Below are 17,703 nucleotides of genomic sequence, written 5' to 3'. Positions count from 1 at the left end.
CGTGACAGACTCGCCGCTCCTCAACGAGATCAAGGCGCTGATCAAATCCTCAGGCCCGATGCCGGTCTGGCGGTACATGGAATTGTGCCTGATGCATCCGCGCCACGGCTACTACATCTCGCGCGATCCGCTCGGGCGTGAGGGCGACTTCACCACCGCCCCCGAGGTCAGCCAGATGTTCGGCGAGCTCTTAGGGTTGTGGACCGCCTCGGTCTGGAAGCAGATGGGCTCGCCGCAATTGCTGCGGCTGATCGAGCTCGGCCCCGGCCGCGGCACCATGATGGCGGATGCGCTGCGCGCATTGCGCGTGCTGCCGCCGCTTTACCAGGCGCTCAACATCCACCTGGTCGAGGTCAACCCGGTCCTGCGCGAACGGCAGAGTGCGACGCTGGCGAACGTGCGCAACATCGCCTGGCATGACAGCGTCGACGACGTACCGGACGGCCCAAGCATTATCCTCGCCAACGAATATTTCGACGTGCTGCCGGTCCGCCAGATGGTCAGGCTCGAGAACGGCTGGCACGAGCGTGTGATCGAGATCGACCCCAACGGCAAGCTTCAGTTCGGCGCTGCGCCGGAGCCGACGCCGCGCTTCGACGTGCTGCTGCCGCCCTTGGTGCGCGCGGCGCCCATCGGGGCGGTCTTCGAGTGGCGGCCCGACGGCGAGATCATGAAGCTCGCCACGCGCGTGCGCGACCAGGACGGCGCGGCGCTGATCATCGACTACGGCCATCTGCGCAGCGACGCCGGCGACACCTTCCAGGCCATCGCGCGCCACACCTTCGCCGATCCCTTGAAAGCCCCGGGCCAGGCCGACGTCACCGCCCATGTCGACTTCCAGGCACTGGCGCGCGCGGCCGAGGATGTCGGCGCCCGCGTGCACGGCCCGGTGACGCAAGGCGACTTCCTCAAGCGTATCGGCATCGACACCCGCGCCGCGGCCTTGATGCAGAAGGCGACACCCGAGGTCGCCACCGACATTTCGGTCGCACTCAAGCGCCTGACCGATACCGGGCGCGGCGGCATGGGCTCGATGTTCAAGGTGCTCGGCATCTCCGAGCCGCGGCTGACGGGCCTTGCCGGCCTCAGCGATCTCGAACAGGCTGGAGAGACCTCATGACGGTTGCCTCGTCGCTGCTGTCCGCCGTGCCCGGCCTGCGCCATGCCTTCTTCACGCGCGAGGGCGGCGTTTCCGGCGGCATCTATTCCGCGCTGAACGGCGGGCTCGGCTCCAATGACGATCAAACCCTCGTCGCCGAGAACCGCCGCCGCATGGCCGAGCATGTCGGCGTCGCGCCGGAACGTTTCCTCAGCCTGCACCAGGTCCATTCGCCCGACGTGCTCGTCGCTGACGCGCCGTGGCCGAACGGGCCGCGGCCCAAGGGCGACGCGCTGGTGACGAAGACGCCGGGCATCGCGCTCGGCGTCTCCACGGCCGATTGCGGGCCGGTGCTGTTCGTCGATCCCAATGCGCGCGTGATCGGCGGCGCCCATGCCGGCTGGAAGGGCGCACTCACCGGCGTGCTGGAAGCGACGATCTCGGCGATGGAGAAGGTCGGCGCCACGCGCAGCGGCATCATCGCCGCGATCGGTCCCCTGATCCGGCAGGAGAGCTACGAAGTCGGCAACGAGTTCGTGACGCGCTTCATCGAGGCGGACGCCGAGAACACGGTGTTCTTCATCCCGTCCGTGCGCGAGGGCCACGCGATGTTCGATCTCGCCGGCTTCATCCGCAAGCGGCTGGAAATGGCGGGCATCCTGATGATCGACGATCTCGGCCTCGACACCTATGCCGACGAACGCTTCTTCAGCTATCGCCGCTCGGTGCATCGCAAGGAGCCGGACTACGGCCGGCATGTTCATGCCATCGCGCTGGAAGAGTGAACACAGAGGCAACACGCCGTCATTCCTCGAAGAGCCGAACTATGGTGCGCCCTTGTGCACCAGAGAATCTCGAGATTCCGGGTTCGATGCTTCGCATCGCCCCGGAACGACGGTGCTTAGAGCGATGACAGCAGCCTGTGGCCCCGCCGCCCTAGACGTTAACCCGTTTTAACGATATCGCTGCCCTCCATAATGAGGGAAGCGTCATCTTTTCTGCGCCGCGCAGGTTCGCGCGTGCTGGCGGTCATGCTGCTGGCGGCGGCGACCGCGCTTGGCGGCTGCGCCGGCGGCAACGCGCCGGGCAATTCCTATGCGATGGCGCCGAGCGGTGGCAGCGGCGCGACGGTGGCGTTCGAATCGATCGACGGACCGCCGCCGCAGGTGTTCGACCGCATGGTCGGGGTGCTCGACAGCGAATCCAAGCTGCGCAGCCTGTCCGTGGTCTCCCGCGAGGGAACGGCCGCCTACCGCGTGCGCAGCTACCTCTCCGCCCAGGTGGTGCGCGGCAAGACCGTGATCGCCTGGGTCTGGGACGTCTACGACGCCAACCAGCAGCGGGCGCTGCGCCTCTCCGGCGAGGAACCGACCTCGGCCAAGGGCGGCCGCGACGCGACACGTGATGCTTGGGCGGCGGCCGACGACCTCGTGTTGCGGAAGATCGCCCAGGCCGGATTCAGCGGACTTTCCAATATGATCAACGGAACGCCGGATGCTCCGGGCGCGGCTCCGGCTCTGCGCGGACCGGCGGTGGCGAGCGTCCTCAAGGACGCTCCGCTGCCGGATATGCCGACTTCGGCCCTCGGCTATGCCGAGCGATAACCCCCGCTAAACCACGGCCTCAAATTGGCGCCAAGCCGTTGGCCCGACTCAGGATTTTCAAAGGGAAAACGTAGCATCCCGGGTTGCCATTGCAGCCTCCGGCCTGATATTTCCTCGCCCGTCGTAACCGTGCTTCCAGTGGGTATTTTCTGATGTTGAACGTCGTATCCAGCAAAGCGCGGGAGGAAGCATCCATGTCGGCCAAGAACGGCTCCATCAAGCTCGTCGCCGGCAACTCCAATCCGGCTCTCGCACAGGCCATCGCGCAAGGCCTCCACCTGCCGCTGACCAAGGCGGTGGTGCGGCGCTTCGCCGACATGGAGATCTTCGTCGAGATCCAGGAGAATGTCCGCGGCTCGGATGCCTTCATCATCCAGTCGACCTCGTTCCCGGCGAACGATCATCTGATGGAGCTGCTGATCATCACCGACGCGCTGCGCCGCTCCTCGGCGCGCCGCATCACGGCGGTGCTGCCCTATTTCGGCTACGCAAGACAGGACCGTAAATCGGGCTCGCGCACGCCAATCTCGGCCAAGCTCGTCGCCAATCTGATCACGCAGGCTGGCGTCGATCGCGTGATGACGCTCGACCTGCATGCCGGCCAGATCCAGGGCTTCTTCGACATCCCCACTGACAATCTCTACGCGGCGCCGCTGATGGTGCGCGACATCAAGGAGAAGTTCGACCTCTCCAAGGTGATGGTGATCTCGCCCGACGTCGGCGGCGTGGCCCGCGCGCGTGGCCTTGCCAAGCGCATCAACACCCCGCTCGCGATCGTCGACAAGCGCCGCGAGCGACCCGGCGAGTCCGAGGTCATGAACGTGATCGGTGACGTCGCCGGCTACACCTGCATCCTCGTCGACGACATCGTGGACTCCGGCGGCACGCTGGTGAATGCGGCCGACGCGCTGATCGCCAAAGGCGCCAAGGACGTCTACGCCTACATCACCCACGGCGTGCTCTCCGGCGGCGCCGCGGCGCGCATCTCCGGCTCCAAGCTGAAGGAACTGGTGATCACCGATTCGATCCTGCCGACGGATGCGGTGACCAAGGCGCCGAACATCCGCACGCTGCCGATCGCCAGCCTGATATCGGACGCGATCGCGCGCACCGCCGCGGAAGAGTCGGTGTCGAGCCTGTTCGACTGATTTGATCCCCCACCGTCATTCCGGGTCGGCGCGCCAGCGCCGAACCCGGAATCTCGAGATTCCGGGTTCTTGCTTCGCGAGCCCCGGAATGACTTCAGACCCTACCCTACGATTCCCGCCGCCACCTGGCCGCGCAGTCGCTCCAGCCCATGCAACGTCTCCGCGCAGGCTGCCGCGACCTCGACACCCTTGATCGCAAAGTGCTTGCGGAAGAAGTCGTAGTGCACCTCGGTCTCGTGGAATTGCTGCGGCGTCAGCACGGCCGAGAACACCGGCACCTCGGTGCGGAGCTGCACGTCCATCAGCGCCTTGATCACGGTGTCGGCGACGAATTCATGCCGGTAGATGCCGCCGTCGACGACGAGGCCCGCAGCGACGATCGCGGTGTAGCGCCGCGTCTTGGCGAGGACCTGCGCGTGAAGCGGGATCTCGAATGAGCCCGGCACCTCGAACACGTCGACATGAGTGAGGTGCCGCGCCTCCGCCTCCTTGATGAAGGCGATGCGAGCCTCTTCGACCACGTCGTGGTGCCAGCAGGCCTGCACGAAGGCCACCCGCTGCGGCTTGGCGAAGCGCGGATGCGAAGGTGCCGGGTCCGCGGGAACCGGCGGCGGCTGTATTTGGGACGTTTCGGTTGGGGGATCTTGCAGCATCTGATTCATGGCTTTCCTCGGTTTAAGGACCAGAACCAGGGCACACGGAACGACAAACAGCCGCATCGTCTCGATGCGTCTGCCACCGACCGTTCTCTTTCATCCGGACTTTAACCGTCGGCTTCGGAGTTGCACCGAATCTGCTGACCCTTCCCTTCGGGATACCCCTCGTGGAAGGCGCTCGCGGGCTTCAGGCCTTTCGGCCCTTACCGCCGGTGGGGACTTTCACCCCGCCCTGAGAACGCGAGCATTTTTCCGACAAAGTGGGAACCGGTTTGTCGCAGAAAAATGCTCAAATTTAAGATTGCGCGTACTCTGGTCGCAAAACCGGTACCCACTTTTGCGGAATACGCGCAGCCGCCCGGGATGAACGGCCTGCCCTGAAATATGCCGCCGGCGAGCAGTCGCGGCAAGCGTGTTCCGCATAGGCAAATCGCATGGTGCCATGCCGCGGCGGCGGTTCGGCCCTCGCAGTACGGAATTAGCACTGAGGGTCTCTCCCCGCGATTTGATTCCGGTTTGTTCTCCCTGGGACGGGAATGGCACTACGCCCCGTTAAGAATTGTGGCGGAGATGAGCTGTGGACGAACGAGTCCTGGCTTGTGGACGGACTCGCGACCCCGTTGCGCAGATTCCGCAAATCACATCACTTGATCCGCGACAAGCCCGCGCTGATCCGAGGGGCTCGCGAGAGCGACCCCAGGGATCGCCGCAGCGACGTTTAGGGAGCGCGCGCTGGGCCCAACCGCGTGCGTATCAAAGACAACAAGAAGGCAAGAGGTCGAGACGGCATGTCCCTGCTCGAAGGCACTATCGATTCCAGAAGCCATCCGCTCGCGGTGGTCGAGGACATCGCTGCCAGCAACAACTGGCCGTTCGAACGCTCCGGCGAAGACGAACTCACGATTGTCTCCAAGGGACAATGGACCGACTACCAGCTCTCCTTCACCTGGATGGGCGAGATCGAGGCGCTGCATCTGGCGTGCGCCTTCGACATGAAGATTCCACTGCCGCGGCGAAGCGAGGTGCAGCGGCTCGTCGCCGCGGTCAACGAGCAGCTGTGGGTCGGCCATTTCGACCTGTGGACCAACACCGGCATGGTGATGCATCGCCAGGCCCTGGTGCTGCCGGGCGGCCTCATCGCCTCGACCGCGCAGTGCGAAGCCATGCTCGCCGGCGCCATCCACGCCTGCGAGCGCTACTTCCCGGCGTTCCAGTTCGTAGTGTGGGCCGGCAAGACCACCGCGCAAGCCATGGACGCGGCAATGTTCGACACGGTGGGCGAGGCGTAAGGCGCGCCTCGCTCTCCCGGCGCTGTGAGGCGACCACTGCTCTCACCCCATCGGCGTGCCTGCGAACGCAGGACCCATACCGCGTGATTTCGCCGTAGCGTGCGGTGCTTGTTGCTCTGCCCTCCATCCATTAGAACCGCCCGTGTTTATGGGTCCCTGCGTTCGCAGGGACGACACCTCTTGCTTGGGTGATCAAAGTGGCAAACAGCAACCCCCTCCAAAACATCACCGGCACCATCCTGCTCGCCGGCGCCGGCAAGATGGGCGGCGCGATGCTGACGGGATGGCTTTCCGGCGGGCTCGATCCGCGCCGCGTCGCGGTGATCGATCCGCACATCTCGCCCGAGATCACCGCGCTTGCCGCCAACGGCGTGGCGATCAATCCCGATGTAAACACCGCCGGCTCCGTCGAGACGCTGGTCGTCGCGGTGAAGCCGCAGATGTTCCGCGAGGCCGGCGCCAAGCTGAAGCCGTTCGTCTCAGACAAGACCTCGGTGGTCTCGATCATGGCGGGCACCACGATCGCCTCGCTTGCCGAAGTCTGCGGCGGCGCCGTCGTGCGCGCGATGCCGAACACGCCGGCGGCGATCGGCCGCGGCATCACCGTTGCGGTCGCAGCCAAGGACGTCAACGCCGCCCAGCGCGACGTGGCCGACGCGCTGCTGCGCGCCACCGGCGCGGTCGAATGGGTCGAGGACGAAGGCCTGATGGATGCGGTCACCGCCGTCTCCGGCTCGGGGCCGGCCTATGTGTTCCTGCTCGCCGAGGAGCTCGCGCGCGCCGGTGTGGAAGCGGGCCTGCCCGAAGCGCTGGCGACGAAGCTCGCCCGCGAGACCGTCGCCGGCTCCGGCGAGCTGCTGCACCAGTCGGAGCTTCCCTCCGCCACGCTGCGCCAGAACGTCACCTCACCCGGCGGCACCACCGCCGCGGCGCTCGGCGTGCTGATGGGCGAGCCGGGCCTGCGCGATCTGATGATCCGCGCGATCGCGGCGGCGACGCAGCGGTCGAGGGAATTGGCGAAGTAGTCGATCCTCATGATGAGGAGGCGCGAAGCGCCGTCTCGAACCATGAAAGGCCCGGCTCTCGCCCCGCGGCCATGCGGAAGCTACGTCGCCCCCAGCCGCTTGTTGAACATCTCGACATTGACGAGACCGCGCGCGTGGCGGCCTTCGCCGAGCTTGCGCGTCCCCGCGAAGGCCTCGACCTCGAAGCGGATGACGCGGCGCTCGACGGCAAGCACCTTCGCCGTGGTCCGAACCGTCGCGCCGACCAGTGCCGCGGCGAGATGGCGGATGTCGACCTCGGTGCCGACCGTGACCCAGCCGGGCTGAAGCGCAGCTCGGATCGCATCGCCCGCCGTCATCTCCATCTCGAGGATCATCATCGGCGTGGCGTAGACCATGGGCATGCCGGGCACGAAATGCCCGACCGTGCGCTCGGCCGGGACCACCAGCGTTCGCTCGGCACTCATGCCGGCCTTGATGAAGTCGCGTGCGTCCATGGTGCTTGCTCGTCATTCCGGGGCGCGCAAAGCGCGAACCCGGAATCCAGAGATCGTCGATCGAGATTCCGGGTTCAGCCCTGGCGGGCTGCCCCGGAATGACGCTAGTCTAACGCGTCACTTCTTCGCGGCCGCCGCGCGCTCAACAAAGGTCTTGCCGCCCTTCATCTTGTGGCGCAGCGGGGCCTCGTTGATCTGGATGACGACGGCGTCGGCGTCGACGCCGAGATTCTTCACCAACGCCTGCGTGATGTCGCGCATCATGCCGGCCTTCTGCTCGTCGGTGCGGCCTTCGGCCATGCTGATGGTGATCTCAGGCATCGTTTTCTCCCTGCTGCTGTCGTCATGGCCGGGCTTGTCCCGGCCATCCACGTTCTCCTCTATCAAACAAGACGTGAATGCCCGGGACAAGCCCGGGCATGACGGCGTCAGCGAATAGCTAGCCCCAGCTCACGTCATGGCGCGCCAGCACCTCGCGCACTTTCGCCACGAGGTCGGCTTCGCTGCACGAGAACTGCGCCGGCCGGCTCTCGCGCCATTCCTGGTTGGAGGCGATCGCGGCGGCTGCCTTCGCGCCCTCGATCAGGTCCTTGACCTGCACCTCGCCGCGCGCCTTTTCATCCGAGCCCTGGATGATCACGCAAGGCGAGTTGCGGCGATCGGCATATTTGAGCTGGTTGCCCATGTTCTTGGGATTGCCGAGATAGAGCTCGGCGCGGATGCCGGCAGTGCGCAAGCTTGCGACCATCTTCTGGTAATCGGCGACGCGGTCGCGGTCGAACACGGTGACGACGACGGGGCCGAATTCCGGCCGCGTATCCAGCTTGCCGAGCAGCGTCAGCGCGGCCTGCAAGCGCGACACGCCGATCGAAAAACCGGTCGCCGGCACCGGCTCGCCGCGGAAGCGCGAGACGAGGCCGTCATAGCGCCCGCCGCCACCGACCGAGCCGAAGCGCACCGGGCGGCCCTTCTCGTCCTTGGTGTCGAGCAGGAGTTCGACCTCGTAGACGGGGCCGGTGTAGTATTCGAGTCCGCGGACGACGGAGGGATCGATCTTGATGCGATCCGCACCATAACCCGCCCCCGTCACCAGCCTGGCGATCTCTTCCAGCTCGCTCACGCCCGCCTGACCGACGTCGCTCTTGGCAAGGTAAGTTTCTGCCGCAGCAATGGCCTCTTTCCAATCGTCGCGCGGCTTGGTGATAGCGAGAACAACGTCGGCTTCCGCCGCGCTTAGGTTGGCGCCTTTGGTAAAGTCGCCCTTGCCTTCTTCACCGCCGTCCCATCGTCCGGGACCGAGCAGCTTCCGCACTTCGTCGGCGGAAAACTTGTCGAGCTTGTCGATCGCGCGGAGCACGGTCAGCCTGCGGCCTGCGTTCTCGTCACCGGCGAGCCCGATGGCTTCCAGAACTCCGTCGAGCACCTTGCGATTGTTGACCTTCACGACGTACTGGCCGCGCGCAATACCGAGCGCCTCCATCGTGTCGGCCGCCATCATGCAGATCTCGGCGTCCGCCGCCGGCGTCGCCGAGCCCACCGTGTCCGCGTCGAACTGCATGAATTGGCGGAAGCGGCCGGGGCCGGGCTTCTCGTTGCGGAACACGTAGCCGGCGCGGTAGCTGCGATAGGGCTTTGGCAGCGTGTCGAAATTTTCCGCGACATAGCGGGCGAGCGGCGCGGTCAGATCGTAACGCAGGCTGATCCACTGCTCGTCGTCGTCCTGGAACGAGAACACGCCCTCGTTCGGGCGGTCCTGGTCGGGCAGGAACTTGCCGAGCGCGTCGGTGTATTCCATCGCCGGCGTCTCCACCGGCTCGAAGCCGTAGAGCTCGTAGACGGCGCGGATCTTCTCGACCATCTCGCGCGTCGCCCGGATCGCGGCAGGGTCGCGATCCTCGAGCCCGCGCGGCAGGCGCGCCTTCAGCTTCTGGGGTTTTTTGGGTTTCTCGGCCATGCGCGGCGTTTACCAGCCGGCGGGGGACGCGGCAACGGGTGTTGGAGGGCGATGTCATTCCGGGGCTCGCGAAGCGAGAACCCGGAATCTCGAGATTCTCAGGTGCGCAATTACGCACCATAGTTCGCCCTCGGGGCCCCGGAATGACGCCCTACATCTACGGCTGCTCCATTCGTGCCCGGATGGCATCCGCATCCGCCTTCGGCAGCGACTTCAGGGTCGGCTTGATGGTTTCACCACCGACGATCTTGCCGTTGCGCGTGAACATCCAGTCCGAGACGTCGGCTTCGCCGAACGAGACTTTATCGCCGGCGTGCTTGCCCGGCAGATCGCGCGGCTCGTTTGCCAAGAGGCCGGTAAAGGTCCCGTCAGGCTGCTTCTTCACCTCGCCAACCCAGATGTGCTCGCCGCCCTTGCGTGTCGAGAAGCGCACCTTCAAGGCGTGCCCGGTCTCCGACGGCTTCGGCGATACGTAGGAGGCCCAGAAGGTCGGCAGCGTAGCGCGACCCCGCTCGATAGCCGCATTCATCTCGGGATCGGCGGTCTGCACGGTCACGATGGGCGAGCGGTCTTGCGCGACCACTTCGTGCGTGGGGCCGATGGTCAGGATGCCGAAGACGGAGACGCCGGTGATTGCGGCGAGCACGACCCATTTGAGGGGTTGCGAGAGCTTTGTTGCCATGACTCCAAGGTCCTAATATCGCGAAGTGTCCTTTGTCGCGTGTCGGCAATGGCACGTTCAGTGCGCAATAAGTCAGAATATTGCGTGTTTCCCCTCTCCTTGTGAGAGGGAAAATTTTCTACCGCTGATCAGAACACCTTGCGGATCCAGTTGTGCGGATCGTTGGTGCGGCCGTACTGGATGTCGACGAGCTGCTTGCGCAGGCCCATGGCGACGGGGCCGGCGGCGCCGCCCGAGATCTCGAAGTCGCCGTTCACCGAGCGCACCTTGCCGATCGGGGAGATCACCGCGGCGGTGCCGCAGGCGAAGGCTTCCTTCAGCCTGCCGCTTGCCGCATCCTTGCGCCACTGATCGAGCGAGTACGGCTCCTCGCGCACGGTCTTGCCGGCATCGCGGGCGAGCGTGATGATGGAGTCGCGGGTGATGCCCGGCAAAATCGTGCCGAGCGGCGGCGTCGAGAGCGAGCCGTCGTCGAACACGAAGAACACGTTCATGCCGCCGAGTTCCTCGATGTAGCGGCGCTCGACCGCGTCGAGGAAGACGACCTGATCGCAGCCGTGCTGGATCGCTTCGGCCTGGGCGCGCAGGCTCGCGGCATAATTGCCGCCGCATTTGACGGCGCCGGTGCCGCCGATCGCGGCGCGGGTATAATTCTCGGACACCCAGATCGAGACCGGCGCAGGCCCGCCCTTGAAGTAGGAGCCGACCGGCGACGCGATGACAGCAAAAATGTAATCGGACGACGGCTTGACGCCGAGGAAGTTCTCGCTCGCGATCATAAAGGGGCGCAGGTAAAGGCTGCCCTCGCCGCCAGGAATCCAGGCGCGGTCGATGCGCACGACCTGCTCGACCGCCTCGATGAAGACGTCTTCCGGAAGCTGGGCCATTGCCATGCGGTCGGCCGAATCCCTGAAGCGCCGCGCATTGGCGTCGGGGCGGAACAGGTTCACTCCGCCGTCGTCGCGCTTGTAGGCCTTGAGGCCCTCGAAAATTTCCTGGGCGTAGTGCAGGACGGCGCCGGCCGGATCGAGCTGGAAGTTGGCGCGCGCTTCGATCTTGGCCTCATACCAGCCGCCCTTGGCCTGGCTATAGCGGACGATGGCCATGTGATCGGTGAAGACCCGTCCGAAGCCGGGGTCCACTAGCTTGGCGACGCGGTCCTTCTCAGGGGTTGGATTGGATGCGGGCTGGATATCGAATTTCATGCTCATGTCCTTGCCTCCCGCTGCCGCCGGCGGCGCTGTTCTGGCGCCCGCCTGCCCGCTTCGGGGCCCGGCTGGCTTTGATTGTTTCTGCCGGACCACCGCCAGCCTTTTTACGGCCGGCTTCCGTGGCCAGCATGTCACCGAGGACATGCTTTTGCGGAAGGCGGAAGTCCAGTATGTTTTGCCGAAATGCCGCTCGACAATCACACGGTAGATCTGATCGGCCGTCGTCGCCTGTCCGGCTCTCTCCGGCGCCTTGCTCCGATGCTACCCGACACGAAGCGATCTAAAATTTCGTGCGGGTCGATCGTTTTGTAACATTGAACCCAAGATACGTCAATATGCCTGACATAAATTTCGCGAATTCCTCTCACGACGCCGCCGAGCCCGGGCCGGCCGCAGACGGCGGAGGCAATTTGCGCTGGGATATCATCGAGCTGCTGTTCTTCGCCTACCGCGACTTCGTCGGCGATCCCGACCAGGAGCTGGAGGCGTTCGGCTTCGGCCGGGCCCACCACCGCGTCCTGCATTTCGTCTACCGCTATCCCGGCCTGAAGGTCGCCGACCTCCTCGACGTCCTGCGCATCACCAAGCAGTCGCTCGGCCGCGTCCTCAAGCAGCTCCTGGACGAGGGCTATATCGTGCAGAAGACCGGCGACAATGATCGCCGCCAGCGGCTGCTCTACGCGACGCCGAAGGGCGAGGCGCTGGTGCAGAAGCTCGCCGGCCTCCAGACCACGCGCATCACCAGGGCGCTTGCGGAGATGGCTCCGCAGGACGCCGAGACGGTCAAGCGCTTCCTGCGCGCGATGATCGACCGCGACGATCCGGACAAGGTGCTGGAGACGATCTTCGCTTCCGTCAACCAAGACGCCAAGGAGTGACCGTGCCGCTCGCTGCCACGCTCGCCCGCCTGCCGGTGCAACCGGCCGACGATGCCCCGCATCTGCTGCTCGTCGACGACGACCGCCGCATCCGCGATCTGCTCTCGCGCTTTCTCGCCAGTGAAGGCTACCGCGTCACCACCGCGGCGAGCGCCGGCGATGCACGCTCGAAACTGCTGGGCCTGCATTTCGATCTCCTGATCCTCGACGTCATGATGCCCGGCGAGACCGGCTTCGATCTCGCCCGCTTCATCCGCACGTCGTCCTCGGTGCCGATCGTGATGCTGACGGCGCGGCACGAGGCGGAAGCCCGCATCGAGGGCTTGCAGATCGGCGCCGACGATTACGTGGCAAAGCCGTTCGAGCCGCGCGAGCTCGCGCTGCGCATCAACAATATCCTCAAGCGGGCCGCGCCGCCGCCGCAGGCCGTGACCGTGGAGAAAATTGCCTTCGGTCCCTACGTCTACCATCTCGAACGCGGCGAATTGCGCCAGGGCGAGGAGGTCATCCACCTCACCGACCGCGAGCGCGAGATGCTGCGGGTTCTCTCGGAAACACCGGGCGAGACCGTGCCGCGCAGCGCGCTGACCGGCAACGGCAGCGTCAACGAGCGCGCCGTCGACGTGCAGATCAACCGTCTCAGGCGCAAGATCGAGACCGACCCCGCAAATCCGCTGTTCCTCCAGGCGGTGCGCGGCATCGGCTACCGGCTGGTGGCCTCGCCTTGAGACCTCAGCAGTGAAGCGCGACCGATGAGCACGATCGATACCGGCCTGACGCTCTTGAAGAGCGCCGCCGGCCGCGTCTCCGCCGCCAATGGCTGGATGGGCAACGCGTTCAAGCGCTGGATGCCGACCGGCCTCTACGCCCGCGCGCTCCTCATCATGATCGTGCCGATGGTGGTGCTGCAATCGGTCGTCGCCTTCGTGTTCATGGAACGGCACTGGAACACGGTGACGCGCCGTCTGTCGGCTGCGGTGGTGCAGGACATCGCCGCGCTGATTGACGTCTACAAGGGCTATCCGCAGGACAAGGACCGCGACCAGATCCGCCGCATCGCGCAGCAGCGGCTCGGCCTCGTGGTCGATTTCCTCCCCGCAGGCGACATGCCGCCGCCAGGACCGAAGCCGTTCTTCTCGCTGCTCGACCAGACGCTGTCGGTGCAGCTCGGCCGCCAGATCGGGCGCTCGTTCTGGATCGACACGGTCGGCCGCTCCAACCTGGTCGAGATCCGCATCCAGCTCGATGATGCCGTGATGCGCGTGTTCGCGCAGCGCAGCGCCGCCTATGCCTCAAACTCGGAGATCTTCCTGTTCTGGATGGTCGGCACGTCCTCGATCCTGTTGATCGTCGCCGTGCTGTTCCTGCGCAACCAGATCAAGCCGATCCTGCGCCTTGCGGATGCCGCCGAAAGCTTCGGCAAGGGCCGCGAGGCGCCGAACTTCAGGCCGCGCGGCGCGCGCGAGGTGCGGCGCGCAGCGGTCGCCTTCCTGGAAATGAAGTCGCGCATCGAGCGCACCATGGAGCAGCGCACCGCGATGCTCGCCGGCGTCAGCCATGATCTCCGCACCATCCTGACCCGCTTCAAGCTCGAGCTGGCGCTGATCGGCGACAGTCCGGAGCTCGAGGGCATGCGCAAGGACGTCGACGAGATGTCGATGATGCTGGAGGATTACCTCGCCTTCGCCCGCGGCGATTCCGGCGAGCAGTCGCAGCCGACCGACATGGCCCAGGCCCTCGAAGAGCTGCGCAGCGATGCCGAACGCCACGGCCACAACGCGACCGTGGCGTTCCACGGCCTACCCGTGGTGACGGTGAAGCCGGCCTCGTTCAAGCGCTGCCTCGCCAATCTCGTCACCAACGCGGCGCGCTACGGCAAGAACATCGCCATCACCGGCCAGCGCGATCACCGTTATTTGACCGTCACGGTCGACGACGATGGCCCGGGCATTCCCGCTCACTTGCGCGAAGAGGTGTTCAAGCCTTTCCTGCGGCTGGACAACGCCCGCAACCAGGACGAAGGCGGCACCGGCCTCGGCCTCGCCATCGCCCGCGACATCGCCCGCTCGCATGGCGGCGACATCACGCTGGGTGACAGCCCGATGGGCGGATTGCGCGCGAGCGTGCGGATACCGGTGTAGGCTGCTCTTAACCTCTGCCCGTGAGAGCGGGCGAGGGAGCGCATCGCCTGCGCGGGAGCAAATCCTACTTCGGCAGCAGCGCCTTCAGCTTGTCCATGTCGCGCACGTTCATCTTGAATCCGCCCGGCATCACGATGTCGCCCGGCTTCTGGTCCGGCTTGCAGGCCCCTAACCACTTGGCTTGCAGCGTCGTGGTGTTATCGCGCCCCGCCGCCCCGGCGACGCCGCCTTGGGCGTGCGAGGTAGTCTTCACCGTGTAGGCCGAGTTGAAATCGCCTGATATCTCGGCGTGCGACGTCGTGCTGACGCCGGCGACGTTGCACTCGGAATCGCTGACATAACCGGTTGCGGTCTTCTTGATCTCCTGCTTGGCGCAGATCTGCTTGGCCATCGGGGAGACGTTGTTGCTCATCTCCTTGTCGATGGTCTCGTCGGTGCAGTGCTGCATGGTCATCTCGGGCACCGGCGAGCCTGATGTGACCAGCTTCATTTCCCAAAGACCGGCCTTGCGCACCGGCAGGTCGTCGGCGTTGGCGCTGCCTGCCGACAACGCGAGGCAAAGCGTCGAGCCGAGCAAAGCGAGTTTGCGCGTCATGTGGAGGCTCCCGGCCGAGATAGTGCGGCGTTACGATAGCGCCTCAGTAGAGCGTGCGGATCGGGCGATCGGCGGCGCCATAGGGCACCCAGCGGCAGGCGAACGAGATGTAGCCGCCGTCATAGGCCTGCACCCCGAGGAATTTGACGACCTTGCCGTAGCGCGCGCAGTGATCGACCGCGACCTGGCGGGCATCGACCTGGGTCGCCATGGAATAGGCGATGATCCCGCCGGTGTCGTTGCCCTTGAACGGCGGCACCCAATCGGCGCGCGCCGACTGGCTCGCCATCAGACCCGAGACAACCAGGCTGGCGAGAAAACCCGCGGCCGCAATGATTCGCATTACCGTCACTCCAATTGGCTGGCGGCAGTTTACGGTGCCGGGACCGGCGTGAAAAGAACCGAAGCCCTGTTGGCCGCGACATCCTGGTCAACTCCTGGCCAAGTGTTGCCGCGCTGCACTTGACCTCCCCCGGCCTTCGCGGCACCGTCCGACCTTCGCAAGACCTTAGCTGTCGGATTGATCATGCGCGCGCCCTCCCCGAAGTCGTTCCGCTTTGCCGCCCTGCTCGGCCTCATGTTCGGGGCACTGTCGCTCGGCGAGGCCAGGGCCGCCAATCCGCTCGAGTTGAATTTCTGGCTGAGCGGGCCGCGCTATGACGGCGCCGTCGTCGATTGCGACAAGGCCCTGCCGACGATCGCCACCCAGTTCTGGGAGAAGGAAAGCTCGTTCTGGAATTCCTCGTTGAAGATCACCGGCTTCTCCGGCGTTCGCGAGGTCGCGTTCCGACCCTGGCAGTCCGACAACATTCCGCGCCGCTTTTGCACCGGCGACGCCCTGCTCACTGACGGCAAGGTGCGCAAGGTGCACTTCTCGATCATGGAGGATGGCGGCTTTGCCGGCTACGGCGACGGTGTCGAATGGTGCGTGGTCGGACTCGATCGCAACTGGGCCTACAATCCGGCCTGCCGCGCCGCCAAGCCCTGATCCGAAGAACGCCTGATTCGGCTGGTCAGCCGTTAGACGACAGCCGCGTGGATTTTGTTCTTGAAATGTTCTCGTTGCCTGCTAGGCTGTATGCACAGTCTAGTTGAGGGACGTCGTCATGTTTCATTCCAGATTGCGTTCGTTGTCCCGTCTGATGATCTCGCTGACCCTCGCGGCCGGGCTGGCAACGCTCGCCGGCGGCGCGAAGGCGCAGGACAAGCGCCAGAACGCACCGGGCGAGTTCGATTTCTATGTGCTCGCGCTGTCGTGGTCGCCCTCGTTCTGCGAGGAGGCGGCCGAGCGCGGCGGCCGCTCCCAGATTCAATGCGGCGGACGGCCCTACGCTTTCGTGGTGCATGGGCTGTGGCCGCAATATGAGAACGGCTTTCCGGAATATTGCCAGCGGCCGGCGCCGCGGCTGAACCGCAACATCGTGTCCTCGATGCTCGATCTGATGCCGGCGCCGGGCCTGATCTTCAACGAATGGGACAAGCATGGCACCTGCTCCGGGCTCGAGGGCCGCAGCTATTTCGAGACGATCCGGAAGGCGCGTGCCGCGATCAAGATCCCGGCCGACTATCTCGATCTGTCGGAGGCCAAGACCGTGGCGCCGGCGGAGGTCGAGGAGGCCTTCATCAAGGCCAATCCGGGCCTCAGCAATGCCAGCGTCTCGGTCACCTGCAACCGGACACGGCTGTCCGAGGTCCGCATCTGCCTCAGCAAGGACCTGCAATTCCGCGCCTGTGACGAGTTCGAGCGCCGCGCCTGCCGCCGCGACCAGGTGACGATGCCGCCGATCAGGGGCGGGTAGAGTTCGTCATTCCGGGGCGCGCGGAAGCGCGAACTATGATGCGCCGTTGCGCATCCGAGAAGCCATCTCGCCACAAACACTGCTGACAGATGGATTCCGGGTTCGGTGCTGCGCACCGCCCCGGAATGACGGGAGTTACTTTCATCGCGCGATGTCGTAACTCTTCGCCATGAACTACCGTCACGCCTTCCATGCCGGCAACTTCGCCGATGTCATCAAGCACATCGTGCTGGCGCGCATCCTCACCTACTTGCAGGACAAGCCGGCGGCGTTCCGCGTCATCGACACCCATGCCGGCGCCGGCCTCTACCATCTCGACAGCGACGAGGCCCGCCGGGGCGGCGAATGGCTGACCGGTATTGCGCGACTGCTGCAGGCGCGCCTGTCGAACGAGACCGCGGCGCTGACCAAGCCCTATCTCGACATCGTCCGCGCCTTCAATCCGAAGGGCGAGCTCAAGGCCTATCCGGGCTCGCCGTTGATTGCGCGCGGCCTGCTCAGGCCGCAGGACCGGCTAGTCGCCTGCGAGCTCGAGCCGAAGGCGCGGAAATCGCTGATCGACGTGCTGCGCCGCGACGAACAGGCCCGCGTGGTCGATCTCGACGGCTGGGTGGCACTGCCGGCCTTCGTGCCGCCGAAGGAGCGGCGCGGCCTCGTGCTGATCGACCCGCCCTTCGAAGCCAAGGACGAGTTCGAACGGCTGGGCGAAGCCTTCTCGACAGCCTTCGCGAAATGGCCGACCGGTATCTATGTAATCTGGTATCCCGCCAAGAGCCGACGTGCCACCGACACGCTGGCGCAGCTTGTGGCGCGGCTCGCAGCCGCAGCAAAACCGCCGGGAAAATGCCTGCGCCTCGAATTCAGTGCTGCGCCGCAAGTCGATGGCGGGCCTCTCACATCGAGCGGGCTTTTGATTGTCAATCCGCCCTACACGCTGCAAGGCGAGCTCAAGACCATCCTGCCCGAACTGGAAATGCCGCTCGGCCAGGGCGGAGCTGCCAGATTCCGATTGGAAGTGCCCAAGCCTTAAAGCCAAGCCGTAACACTCCGGCATTCTTGGGAAAAATATGCAGGAACGGTAGTCAATCCGCGAAGAACCGTATTATGCTGTTTCCGTGACTGGCTTTACGTTCCGCTTCCGCGAAT

At 65.3% G+C, this 17,703-nt stretch carries 20 protein-coding genes and 1 riboswitch; of the genes, 12 read left to right on the top strand and 8 right to left on the bottom strand.

The genetic code is table 11. The features are described 5' to 3' along the window. Window position 1: 1 nt before the first annotated feature. From EHH60_RS15805 to EHH60_RS15790, 4 genes are all read left to right on the top strand, one after another. Window positions 2–1,120, top strand: a complete 1,119-nt coding sequence (locus tag EHH60_RS15805) for a class I SAM-dependent methyltransferase (protein ID WP_124160392.1) — start codon at window positions 2–4, stop codon at window positions 1,118–1,120. After that, window positions 1,117–1,884, top strand: a complete 768-nt coding sequence (gene pgeF, locus EHH60_RS15800) for a peptidoglycan editing factor PgeF (protein ID WP_124160391.1) — start codon at window positions 1,117–1,119, stop codon at window positions 1,882–1,884. The genes EHH60_RS15805 and pgeF overlap by 4 nt, the downstream gene beginning before the upstream one ends. A 192-nt stretch (window positions 1,885–2,076) precedes the next feature. Beyond that, complete coding sequence (locus EHH60_RS15795) at window positions 2,077–2,703, top strand: hypothetical protein (protein ID WP_124160390.1); 627 nt, start codon at window positions 2,077–2,079, stop codon at window positions 2,701–2,703. A 194-nt stretch (window positions 2,704–2,897) separates the two neighbouring features. Beyond that, window positions 2,898–3,851, top strand: a complete 954-nt coding sequence (locus EHH60_RS15790) for a ribose-phosphate pyrophosphokinase (protein WP_199751498.1) — start codon at window positions 2,898–2,900, stop codon at window positions 3,849–3,851. A 101-nt stretch (window positions 3,852–3,952) separates the two neighbouring features. Here the strand turns inward: EHH60_RS15790 and EHH60_RS15785 are convergent, their stop codons facing one another. Beyond that, window positions 3,953–4,513 (bottom strand): 6,7-dimethyl-8-ribityllumazine synthase, encoded by a 561-nt coding sequence (locus EHH60_RS15785; protein WP_124160388.1) that lies wholly within the window; start codon window positions 4,511–4,513, stop codon window positions 3,953–3,955. A 78-nt stretch (window positions 4,514–4,591) separates the two neighbouring features. After that, window positions 4,592–4,751: riboswitch (FMN riboswitch) on the bottom strand. Between the two features lie 544 nt (window positions 4,752–5,295). On the opposite strand from EHH60_RS15785, the gene EHH60_RS15780 reads away from it, so the two are divergent. Both EHH60_RS15780 and proC read left to right on the top strand, forming a co-directional pair. After that, window positions 5,296–5,796, top strand: coding sequence for a type III secretion system chaperone family protein (locus tag EHH60_RS15780; protein ID WP_028176645.1), 501 nt, complete (start codon window positions 5,296–5,298; stop codon window positions 5,794–5,796). 197 nt (window positions 5,797–5,993) lie between these two features. Beyond that, window positions 5,994–6,821, top strand: a complete 828-nt coding sequence (proC, locus tag EHH60_RS15775) for a pyrroline-5-carboxylate reductase (protein WP_124160387.1) — start codon at window positions 5,994–5,996, stop codon at window positions 6,819–6,821. Window positions 6,822–6,901: 80 nt separating this feature from the next. Here proC and EHH60_RS15770 read toward each other — a convergent pair whose 3' ends face one another. The 5 genes from EHH60_RS15770 to EHH60_RS15750 form a co-directional block, all read right to left on the bottom strand. Continuing rightward, a complete protein-coding gene (locus tag EHH60_RS15770; protein ID WP_124160386.1) occupies window positions 6,902–7,297 on the bottom strand; it encodes a thioesterase family protein in 396 nt (131 codons plus the stop codon). Window positions 7,298–7,414: 117 nt separating this feature from the next. Then, a complete protein-coding gene (locus EHH60_RS15765) occupies window positions 7,415–7,669 on the bottom strand; it encodes a tautomerase family protein (RefSeq protein WP_276477896.1) in 255 nt (84 codons plus the stop codon). Window positions 7,670–7,736: 67 nt separating this feature from the next. Next, a complete protein-coding gene (gene hisS / locus EHH60_RS15760; protein WP_124160385.1) occupies window positions 7,737–9,251 on the bottom strand; it encodes a histidine--tRNA ligase in 1,515 nt (504 codons plus the stop codon). A gap of 157 nt (window positions 9,252–9,408) precedes the next feature. Next, window positions 9,409–9,933 (bottom strand): YegJ family protein, encoded by a 525-nt coding sequence (locus tag EHH60_RS15755; protein ID WP_124160384.1) that lies wholly within the window; start codon window positions 9,931–9,933, stop codon window positions 9,409–9,411. A gap of 128 nt (window positions 9,934–10,061) precedes the next feature. Then, window positions 10,062–11,144: a branched-chain amino acid aminotransferase gene (locus EHH60_RS15750; RefSeq protein WP_124160383.1), complete on the bottom strand. Its 1,083-nt coding sequence runs from the start codon at window positions 11,142–11,144 to the stop codon at window positions 10,062–10,064. Between the two features lie 335 nt (window positions 11,145–11,479). Here EHH60_RS15750 and EHH60_RS15745 point away from each other — a divergent pair, with 335 nt between their 5' ends. The 3 genes from EHH60_RS15745 to EHH60_RS15735 are packed head-to-tail and all read left to right on the top strand — an operon-like array spanning window position 11,480 to window position 14,163. Further along, window positions 11,480–12,022 carry a MarR family winged helix-turn-helix transcriptional regulator gene (locus EHH60_RS15745; protein ID WP_245454503.1) on the top strand — a complete coding sequence of 181 codons (543 nt, stop codon included), beginning with the start codon at window positions 11,480–11,482 and terminating at the stop codon, window positions 12,020–12,022. After that, the gene (locus EHH60_RS15740) at window positions 12,019–12,750 is read left to right on the top strand and encodes a response regulator (protein ID WP_124160381.1); all 732 of its coding nucleotides are present in this window, start codon (window positions 12,019–12,021) and stop codon (window positions 12,748–12,750) included. The genes EHH60_RS15745 and EHH60_RS15740 overlap by 4 nt, the downstream gene beginning before the upstream one ends. A 24-nt stretch (window positions 12,751–12,774) precedes the next feature. Then, complete coding sequence (locus EHH60_RS15735; protein ID WP_124160380.1) at window positions 12,775–14,163, top strand: ATP-binding protein; 1,389 nt, start codon at window positions 12,775–12,777, stop codon at window positions 14,161–14,163. Window positions 14,164–14,227: 64 nt separating this feature from the next. Here EHH60_RS15735 and EHH60_RS15730 read toward each other — a convergent pair whose 3' ends face one another. Together EHH60_RS15730 and EHH60_RS15725 are read right to left on the bottom strand one after the other, a co-directional pair. Then, window positions 14,228–14,758: a DUF3617 domain-containing protein gene (locus EHH60_RS15730; RefSeq protein ID WP_124160379.1), complete on the bottom strand. Its 531-nt coding sequence runs from the start codon at window positions 14,756–14,758 to the stop codon at window positions 14,228–14,230. 43 nt (window positions 14,759–14,801) lie between these two features. Continuing rightward, window positions 14,802–15,101: a hypothetical protein gene (locus EHH60_RS15725; RefSeq protein ID WP_124160378.1), complete on the bottom strand. Its 300-nt coding sequence runs from the start codon at window positions 15,099–15,101 to the stop codon at window positions 14,802–14,804. Window positions 15,102–15,284: 183 nt separating this feature from the next. Here EHH60_RS15725 and EHH60_RS15720 point away from each other — a divergent pair, with 183 nt between their 5' ends. The 3 genes from EHH60_RS15720 (at window position 15,285) to EHH60_RS15710 (ending at window position 17,587) form a co-directional block, all read left to right on the top strand. Then, window positions 15,285–15,746 (top strand): hypothetical protein, encoded by a 462-nt coding sequence (locus tag EHH60_RS15720; RefSeq protein WP_124160377.1) that lies wholly within the window; start codon window positions 15,285–15,287, stop codon window positions 15,744–15,746. Between the two features lie 118 nt (window positions 15,747–15,864). Next, window positions 15,865–16,557 carry a ribonuclease T2 family protein gene (locus EHH60_RS15715; protein WP_124160376.1) on the top strand — a complete coding sequence of 231 codons (693 nt, stop codon included), beginning with the start codon at window positions 15,865–15,867 and terminating at the stop codon, window positions 16,555–16,557. 169 nt (window positions 16,558–16,726) lie between these two features. Further along, complete coding sequence (locus tag EHH60_RS15710; RefSeq protein ID WP_124160375.1) at window positions 16,727–17,587, top strand: 23S rRNA (adenine(2030)-N(6))-methyltransferase RlmJ; 861 nt, start codon at window positions 16,727–16,729, stop codon at window positions 17,585–17,587. Window positions 17,588–17,703: the final 116 nt, after the last annotated feature.

The sequence above is a fragment of the Bradyrhizobium sp. RP6 genome (assembly GCF_003837805.1).
In the GTDB taxonomy this organism is placed as follows: domain Bacteria; phylum Pseudomonadota; class Alphaproteobacteria; order Rhizobiales; family Xanthobacteraceae; genus Bradyrhizobium.
The sequence above is the reverse complement of the archived record's forward strand: the minus strand, read 5'-3'. Positions and strand labels throughout refer to the sequence as shown.

Excerpts from the sequence above, each read along its gene's own strand:
- pgeF (WP_124160391.1), top strand. The coding sequence starts at position 1,117 with ATGACGGTTGCCTCGTCGCTGCTGTCCGCCGTGCCCGGCCTGCGCCAT.
- EHH60_RS15795 (WP_124160390.1), top strand. The coding sequence starts at position 2,077 with ATGAGGGAAGCGTCATCTTTTCTGCGCCGCGCAGGTTCGCGCGTGCTG.
- EHH60_RS15790 (WP_199751498.1), top strand. The coding sequence starts at position 2,898 with ATGTCGGCCAAGAACGGCTCCATCAAGCTCGTCGCCGGCAACTCCAAT.
- EHH60_RS15785 (WP_124160388.1), bottom strand. The coding sequence starts at position 4,513 with ATGAATCAGATGCTGCAAGATCCCCCAACCGAAACGTCCCAAATACAG.
- EHH60_RS15780 (WP_028176645.1), top strand. The coding sequence starts at position 5,296 with ATGTCCCTGCTCGAAGGCACTATCGATTCCAGAAGCCATCCGCTCGCG.
- EHH60_RS15770 (WP_124160386.1), bottom strand. The coding sequence starts at position 7,297 with ATGGACGCACGCGACTTCATCAAGGCCGGCATGAGTGCCGAGCGAACG.
- hisS (WP_124160385.1), bottom strand. The coding sequence starts at position 9,251 with ATGGCCGAGAAACCCAAAAAACCCCAGAAGCTGAAGGCGCGCCTGCCG.
- EHH60_RS15755 (WP_124160384.1), bottom strand. The coding sequence starts at position 9,933 with ATGGCAACAAAGCTCTCGCAACCCCTCAAATGGGTCGTGCTCGCCGCA.
- EHH60_RS15750 (WP_124160383.1), bottom strand. The coding sequence starts at position 11,144 with ATGAGCATGAAATTCGATATCCAGCCCGCATCCAATCCAACCCCTGAG.
- EHH60_RS15745 (WP_245454503.1), top strand. The coding sequence starts at position 11,480 with ATGCCTGACATAAATTTCGCGAATTCCTCTCACGACGCCGCCGAGCCC.
- EHH60_RS15735 (WP_124160380.1), top strand. The coding sequence starts at position 12,775 with ATGAGCACGATCGATACCGGCCTGACGCTCTTGAAGAGCGCCGCCGGC.
- EHH60_RS15730 (WP_124160379.1), bottom strand. The coding sequence starts at position 14,758 with ATGACGCGCAAACTCGCTTTGCTCGGCTCGACGCTTTGCCTCGCGTTG.
- EHH60_RS15725 (WP_124160378.1), bottom strand. The coding sequence starts at position 15,101 with ATGCGAATCATTGCGGCCGCGGGTTTTCTCGCCAGCCTGGTTGTCTCG.
- EHH60_RS15720 (WP_124160377.1), top strand. The coding sequence starts at position 15,285 with ATGCGCGCGCCCTCCCCGAAGTCGTTCCGCTTTGCCGCCCTGCTCGGC.
- EHH60_RS15715 (WP_124160376.1), top strand. The coding sequence starts at position 15,865 with ATGTTTCATTCCAGATTGCGTTCGTTGTCCCGTCTGATGATCTCGCTG.
- EHH60_RS15710 (WP_124160375.1), top strand. The coding sequence starts at position 16,727 with ATGAACTACCGTCACGCCTTCCATGCCGGCAACTTCGCCGATGTCATC.